At 34.1% G+C, this 8,220-nt stretch carries 3 protein-coding genes; 1 reads left to right on the top strand and 2 read right to left on the bottom strand.

Features of this window, described 5'->3' with window-relative positions; genetic code table 11:
• Nucleotides 1-1,020: 1,020 nt before the first annotated feature.
• Nucleotides 1,021-3,012 (bottom strand): S8 family serine peptidase, encoded by a 1,992-nt coding sequence (locus tag AABL87_RS02400; protein WP_341276901.1) that lies wholly within the window; start codon nt 3,010-3,012, stop codon nt 1,021-1,023.
• 334 nt (nt 3,013-3,346) lie between these two features.
• Between AABL87_RS02400 and AABL87_RS02395 the strand changes: the two genes are divergently transcribed.
• The gene (locus AABL87_RS02395; RefSeq protein WP_341276900.1) at nt 3,347-5,473 is read left to right on the top strand and encodes a M3 family metallopeptidase; all 2,127 of its coding nucleotides are present in this window, start codon (nt 3,347-3,349) and stop codon (nt 5,471-5,473) included.
• A gap of 125 nt (nt 5,474-5,598) precedes the next feature.
• Here AABL87_RS02395 and AABL87_RS02390 read toward each other — a convergent pair whose 3' ends face one another.
• Nucleotides 5,599-8,205 carry a hypothetical protein gene (locus tag AABL87_RS02390; RefSeq protein ID WP_006256708.1) on the bottom strand — a complete coding sequence of 869 codons (2,607 nt, stop codon included), beginning with the start codon at nt 8,203-8,205 and terminating at the stop codon, nt 5,599-5,601.
• Nucleotides 8,206-8,220 lie beyond the last annotated feature (15 nt).

Genomic DNA, 8,220 nt, shown 5'->3' with positions numbered 1-8,220 from the left:
CGATTTGCCTTACTCTCTTATTTGTATGCTGTCAATCCAATATGTTTATGAACGTTGTCTTCTTATTTCTAAGTCTCACTTGTTTTTCAAAGCGAGTGCAAAAGTAAAAACTTATTTTGAATTAGCAAAACTTTTTTAGAAAATATTTTTCTTTATTTTTTCGCTCAACTCCCGTTTTTACTGAAGCGGACTGCAAAGATACTACCTTATTTTTTACTTATCCAAATTTATTTTTGTAAATTTTTTAAAGCTTATTTTTAGTCGCTCTTGCTTCAATTTTTGTTTATGATCGTCTGCCTCTAGAGTCGTTATTACTTCTCTAATGCGGATGCAAAAGTAGTATCTTTTTCCTTACTTCCAAACTTATCTTTGCCTTTTTTTCAATGTTTTTGAAAACTATTTCATAACTCATTATTATACCACCTTTTACAAGTGAAAGTTTTTTTGTCTTTTTTTAAAGGTTATAGCGTTATGGCATCTCTATACTATATATTCGTAAAGAGCAGTACTTAATATTGTACTCTATTATATATGTGTGATAATTGAGAATATGCCTTCTTATGCCCTTTCTGTCTATTTCTAAATGTTACTTTATCCTATATAAAGGTGTTTTATCATCCTTTTTTGTAGTTGATCTACTTATATAGGTGTGTGTGTGTTGAAGAAAAGTTCATTATAAAGTAGCTATATCCTTGTTTTGAAGAAAAACTAACACACTTTTTTTATTCTCATATTGAGCAATTACCCTCACAAGCAATTGTATATCAGCAAGTAAAGTATATTACCAGTATTATATTTCTAAAACCAAAACACTTCCCAATCCCAGTAATAGCAAGCCTTCATACCTACTTCTTCAACACTGCTTCAACATTTCTCCAAGATTACTCTACCTGAGCACCTCTTTCTTGAAGCAATATTGAAGAGGTCTTGTCGCACTCTTGAAGAGGGGGCTTAAAATATAGTAACAAAAAAGCCCTAGACTATATAGTCCAGGGCTGTATATGAGTATAAAAATGTTTCTTATTTCTTTAATATTTTTGCTCTAACACGTTCTCCTCCTACGTTTATATTCAATAGATATACTCCTCGCTCCAATTCCCTCATGTCAATCACTGCACGATTAGTCGCTGTAAAATTAAATCGTTTTACTAAACGATTGCTTAAATCAAAAACCTCTACTTCTGAAATAGTAAATACTTTATCCTTTGTAACTTCGACATTTGCGATATCTTGAACTGGATTTGGCCAAATCACTATATCTTCAGGCTCTACACCTTCAATAGTTGATATCTTTTCTATTCCTTCTAAATCTCCATTGCTGATTAGTAAGCTAAAGTCCTGTCTACCATACGACAATTCACCTTTATGGCTCACTACCACTTCATATTCTCCTGCTTCAGGATTTACAATTTCTATTCTCTCTAGATTGTCGACATCATTATCTCCTTTTAGTGCATTGAGGTTACTCCTGTTTTTATTTAAATACCAAGGAAAATATTCTTCTCCATCTTTGTATAACCTAATATCTAAATCGTTGATCAGTTTATTCTTCTTAAAGCTTTCTTTTAATTCATTCGAATCAAACAACGCTTCCCTATCTGTCCAACTTAATGTGACTAACAATCTCTCCGAAGGATTATCTAATTTAAACTTATATCGAAAATCTTTTTTATTAAACAAAACACTTTCTTTTAGGACTGCACTGTCATCATTTACATTCTTTATGAATTCTATTCCCCTTTCTGCATTAATCATTCCCCATCCTATTTTATTCGTTGGGTACTTTTCTTCTAAGTACTCTGCTGTATGAGTCATCAGTCCGCGTAACGTAGCAGAACGCATCGGAAAATCATGTAGCTGTACATACCCTTGCTGCCAAAGAGTCAAAATAGCTGATACAACTGGCGATGCCATAGAAGTACCGCTCATCTCTTTATATACACCTACTGAAGGATTAGCATTATGATATCTCGGCAACTCGTACGCTGAAGATATAATCTTCACTCCTGGTGCAGCGATATCAGGCTTAATCCTAAAATCGCCTGTAGGACCATAACTACTAAACTTAGCCACGCTTAAACGATCTGAGCTATCTACACCTACCGCAGCTACTACAACAGCATTCTTTGCATTCGTATTACCTAATAATAAATCATTACCATTCATAGTAGGATTAATTTTATCATAATACTCCCTATCATTACCTGCAGAAATTACTGGTTGATAATATGGATATGTATAAGTAAGTTTATCCAACTGATAAGCATCCTTATTATAATATCCAAAATAAGTAGGAGGAACTAGTGGATTATCATAATCATCTAATGCTGCTATCCCATAAGAATGATTAGATATCAATAAACCCGATTGGGCTGCTGAGGCCATCTCTACTATATCATTATCCCAATCATAACTCCATACGCTAGCTTCAGGAGCTAATCCCTTAGCTGGAGCATAAGCACCACTTGCTATTAAGGTCCCAGCTACATGAGTCGCATGATTTTTTCCAAGTTCTGCACGTTCTAAGTCTTCGCCATTAAGCTTCGCAATATTGATATCTGGATCTTTTAAAATCACACGGCTCGAAGCGCCACTCTTAAACTCTTGATGCTGCTCAAAGGCAGGCTTACCATCCCATAGCCCTATAATCATATTTCTACCCTGAAGATTGACTCTCTGTCTACCTCCTTTCGAAATATTATCTACACCTGTCAGGCTACGTGATAACGCATTCTGAGTAGCGTAATAAATAGGAATTCCTTCATTATCTACAGTTCTCAACTGATAAATACGTCCATCCTTATAAACTCCCTTAGTAGGAACACTATATTGTTGCTGAAATCGTAAGACAGCTTCTTTATCTGACATTACCTCTCTGCTAAACTGCTGTATAATCTCTTTGTTCTTCTGTTCATCCTGTTGGCTCTTTATCTCATTTCTCAATTGAGGACTCTGAGCAAACAACGAACTACAAAATAGTAAAGTATATACTATACTACTTACATCCTTCATCAATACCAATGTGGTTAAAATTACATTCTTTAGAAGTTCAAATATATGATTGTGTTCTAAAAAAACTCTTATTGTGAATATAAAAATACAACCAAAATAAATAATCTATCTAAAAAAGAAGTATAAATATACCTTAAATACTCTATAAAATATCTCTCTCAAAACTCCCTCAGACCTATATCACTTCATTTAGAAACAAGGCAATACAGATGAATTACCATACGGTTATCCCTATTTTATTCATTCATAATAAGGTATAATGTATAGAACAGATTTCGTTGAATCACACATAAATCTTTATATTTGGACAAATCTAACAGTAACCTTAATATTTATGAAAATCAAAAAGACCGTACTTGGTGTAGTTGCAGGGGCATCTATTTTGTCTATTTCTTGTGACAAAGTAAAGAACGAAGCTGCTTCATCAGGAGATTGGAATGAAGGTAATGCTTTCTTTAACGAAAGCACATTGCCATACTATACAGCAGACTTTGACAAAATTAAAGACAAAGATTTTAAACCTGCATTATTAGAAGGAATGCGTCGTCAGATGGAAGCTATCGACAAAATAGTAGCCAATACAGAAGAACCAACTTTTGAAAACACTTTAGAAGCACTAGAGCGTTCTAGTGAATTACTAGATAGAGTAAGTTCTGTATTTGGGCTATTAACAGGAGCTCATACTAATGATGAACTTAAGGCAATTAATTCAGAATTGGCACCAAAATTTGCTGGTCATAGAGATGCTATATACTTAAATGATGGCTTGTTCCAACGCATTAAAAAGCTTCACGACAATCAAGCTTCACTTAATCTAAACGAAGAACAAAATAGACTACTGAATGTATATTATGAAAACTTCGAGAAATCAGGTGCTAATCTATCTCCTGAAGATAAAGAGAAATTAAAACAACTAAACCAAGACATTGCTACTTTAAACAATCAGTTTGGAGATAAATTATTAGCAGCGACTAAACAAGGTGGAGTTAAATTCACTAAAGAAGAATTAGCAGGATTATCTGATGACGAGCTTAATGCCATCAAACAAGAAGATGGTAGCTATGTAATCGCATTAAACAATACTACACAACAACCAGATCTAGATAAACTTACCAATAAAGAAACTAGAAAGAAACTATTCGATCAAGCATGGGTAAGAGCTGAAAAAGGAGATGACAATGATACCAAAGCATCTATCCTATCTCTAGTGAAAAAACGTGCTGAGAAAGCTAAGTTAATGGGATTCGCTAACTATGCAGAATGGAGTCTACAAGGTTCTATGGCACAGAATGCTACTAATGCTACTAAAATTCTGAAAGACCTAAGTCCTTATGCAGTAGGAGCAGCTAAAGAAGAAGCGGCTGATATCCAAGCATTAATTAATAAAGAGGCTGATCCATTCACGCTAACAGCTGCTGACTGGAACTACTACGCTGAAAAAATCAGAGAAGAAAAGTATGCATTAAACCAAAATGAGCTTAAACCTTATTTTGAGATGAATAGTGTATTAGAGAATGGAGTGTTCTATATGGCTACGCAATTATATGGGCTTAGCTTTAAAGAACGCAAAGATATCCCTGTATGGCAAGAAGATGTAAAAGTATACGAAATCTTCAATGAGGATGGTAGTCAAGTAGGGTTATTCTACACAGATTACTACCAAAGAGATTCTAAGCGCGGTGGTGCATGGATGAGTAATATCGTAGGTCAGTCTAAATTATTAAACAGACTTCCTGTAATTTACAATGTAGGTAACTTCCCAAAACCAGCGAAAGGTCAACCTACTCTATTATCTCAAGATAATGTAATCACGATGTTCCACGAGTTCGGGCATGCATTACATGGGTTCTTTGCTAATCAAACTTACCCTACTCTATCAGGTACTAGTGTATCGCGTGACTTCGTAGAGTTCCCTTCACAATTCCACGAGCACTTCGCATTCGAACCTTCTGTATTAAAGAATTATGCTAAACACTATAAAACAGGAGAAGTAATCCCTGATGCTTTAGTTCAAAAAATGAAGAATGCAGGAACATTCAATAAAGGATATAGCATGACTGAGTTATTAGGTGCTTCTCTATTAGATATGGAATGGCATACTGTGTCTACTGATAAGAATATCACTGATGTACTCACTTTTGAAAAAGAAGCTTTAGCTAAATATGGTTTAGACTTACCTACTGTACCTCCTAGATACCGCAGTACTTACTTTAGCCACATCTTCGGAGGTGGATATGCTGCTGGATACTATTCATACAAGTGGTCAGAAATGTTAGACTTCGACGCTTATGATTGGTTAGAACAAAACGGTGGTATGACTCGTGAGAATGGTCAAATCTTTAGAGATAAAATCTTATCTAAAGGAAACTCTGTTCCATTAGACAAATTATACAAAGACTTTAGAGGTAAAAACCCTACAATAGATGCTTTATTAAAGTACTCTGGTTTTACGAAGAAGTAATTGAAATAGAATAAAAAACCCTCCAGCTGGAGGGTTTTTTTATACATTTACTACTGAACTAATATTTCTATATTAAAAACTTTTCACTGATAACGTAGTGATAAGCTATATAAAGTAAATAAAAGTTATTTTGTTGTAACACTAAACAGCCAAGCTAAAGCATTCGCTGTAAATTGTGAATTATAAACTGTCTGATTCGTTAAAGAAGGGGTTCTTCCGTATCCTGACTTACCTATAGGTCTATTATTACTATCTACTAAAAAAGGACAAATATTATCACTTCTCATAGCTCCGCTAGTTCCACTCTGTGAGTTAAAACCACCATCTCCTGCCCACACAAAATTAAGTTCTTTGTGCCTAAATGCAAAAATATTACCATTCGAATCTCTAGACAGTACTTCTATATCATTTATTGCTCTTCCTAAAGAGTTTGGTTCTATAGCTATACCTGTTGTAGCATCATCTCCTAATTTTTTATTGCGAATATCCCCAAATGGTCCATTTAAAACTGGATCATCAACATTAAGAATAGAACAAATAGTTCCTGAACGAGTACCTATATTTACAGCACTAATATTAGTTGTGCCTAATACAGCATTCAATAAATAATAAGTACTTGCATTATCATTTGCATCTGTTACTGCTAAAAGAGCCCCTCCTGACCTAACATAGTTTGCTATTGCTATGGCTGCAGTCTCATTCATTCTTGTATTATAACCTATACTGATTAAAGCTGGGTTAGAAGTATTTATTTCAGAGGCAACATTATTAATCGTCGAATCATTATTAACGATCACTGTAATACTTCCCTCCATAGCTACTGTGCTAGTAGGTAAAGATCCAAAATTATTTGGACTATCTATAAAAGCCTTAGAATGTCCTCTATCAAAACCGTAACCATAACTAGTTTTATTCGAGTAAGTCAACATTTTCTTTGAAGACAATGCTAATGTTACATCAAAACTACAAGTAGAAGCTCCTACACTTGTTGGCATATTAAGTATCATAGTCTTCTTATCATTATTTGTTGGTGTTCCTTTTCCATATAATACAAAAGCTGTATCATCTATAAAAATCTCCTTCTTTGTAAAAACTCCTTTTGCTTCAAAGTAAATACCATCAACAGTATTCGTCACAATATGATATTCGCCAGGTTCCACAACCTCCATTATTATAGTAACATAATTTGAGGCATTAAGTGGTGTACCAGCTCTATACTTACCGAATACTTGTTGATTGCCCGGAAAACAATAAATTTTCAACACTGCTTCTTTAGATTTGACAGGTAAGTTATATACACAACTAGCACTAACAATATTCTCATTACTTGCAGTTGGATTATATTCTTTTATACCTTGAGAAGACATTTGTATAACCATAGGTAAAGTAGTCCCGCCTACCGTAGGTTTTCCTGTATTAACAATCGGTCTCATCTCTACCATCTGAATATCATTCGTAGCAACATTAAACTTAAAGTCAACTATATCAGATTCAAACTCTATCTTTTGTGTCTGAGTTGAACTAATTTCAATTACACCTCTTACTTTTCCTCTCCCTGTGGCGATAACCTTAACAGGTACCATAATTTTATGAGAAGTAGTTAATGGTTCATTCTTTAAAAACTCTCCAACAGAGGTCACTTTAGTACAATCAATAATAACCTCAACCTTCGAAATTACTGCAAAATATGGATATACACTTGGTGTTTCACCTTGTTCTACTTTGACATAAGAATTACTAATAAAATCCAAATCAGTTTGCATAGGCCACGTAGGAGTACCATAACCATCCAATTCAATAATAGCCGTTTTACTACTAACTTCTTGAGATGTCAATGTTCTTGTTTTCTTAAAGTAAATCCCGTTAACAGTAGGGGTGGTAATTGTTACAACTCCACCTTGAGAAATATTATTAATAGTAACACGCATTTTCCCCGTAGTTTTAACGTCATTTAAATCTACTCCCGTATAAAAGTTACCAATCTGCTCTACTTTAATTATATCATAAGTCAACGCTCTTTTCTCTACTTCATTACTAAGTGTGCAGGTTGCTAGTTTCTTATTCAGAAAGAACTTAATTGTATCCTTTCCACCAGAAACCCCATTAGTACGTTCATATCCTTTTACAGGAGTTCCATTTCCTTTTAAAACTAAAGTATAATCGCCTTTTTGAGGAAAAATACCACTAGCTAAAAAGCTATAACCATTCTCCTTCCCCGTATTATCATAAGCAATAGCCTGAATTTCATAAGATCCTGGTATACTAACACTAACATCGACTGTAATAACATTTTTCCTAGAATCTAAAAACACACCTTCAATATAGTCTCCTGTAATCTTTATTGCTCTACACTTATCATCAGGTATAATAAATGTTGCAGGACCAACATCCCCACAGACATTCATCCATTGTTGACGACTTGTGTTATAAAATTCAACACACTCTATTGTTGTATTATAAATAACCATTCCGCCTAGTAATTCATGACTAGGAATCCGCATACGTTCTGTTGTAGACATACGAGGCAATAAAAAACCTTTTTCTTTAGAATTTAATTCTAAAAGGCTAAAATTCAATGGATTTAACGCATCAGAAGAAGAATCATCTGATATTTGGGTACCTTTTTCTGTCAATACCTGTGCTACACTTATCTGAGTTGGGCCTAACACATAGAAAAGGAGAATCAACAGTACAGTTCTGATGCTTTTATTTAAACTTATATGTTGTATCATAAACTTCATTTTTTT

Source organism: Myroides sp. C4067, from assembly GCF_038039665.1.
Taxonomy (GTDB): Bacteria; Bacteroidota; Bacteroidia; order Flavobacteriales; family Flavobacteriaceae; genus Flavobacterium; species Flavobacterium odoratimimum.
The sequence above is the reverse complement of the archived record's forward strand: the minus strand, read 5'-3'. Positions and strand labels throughout refer to the sequence as shown.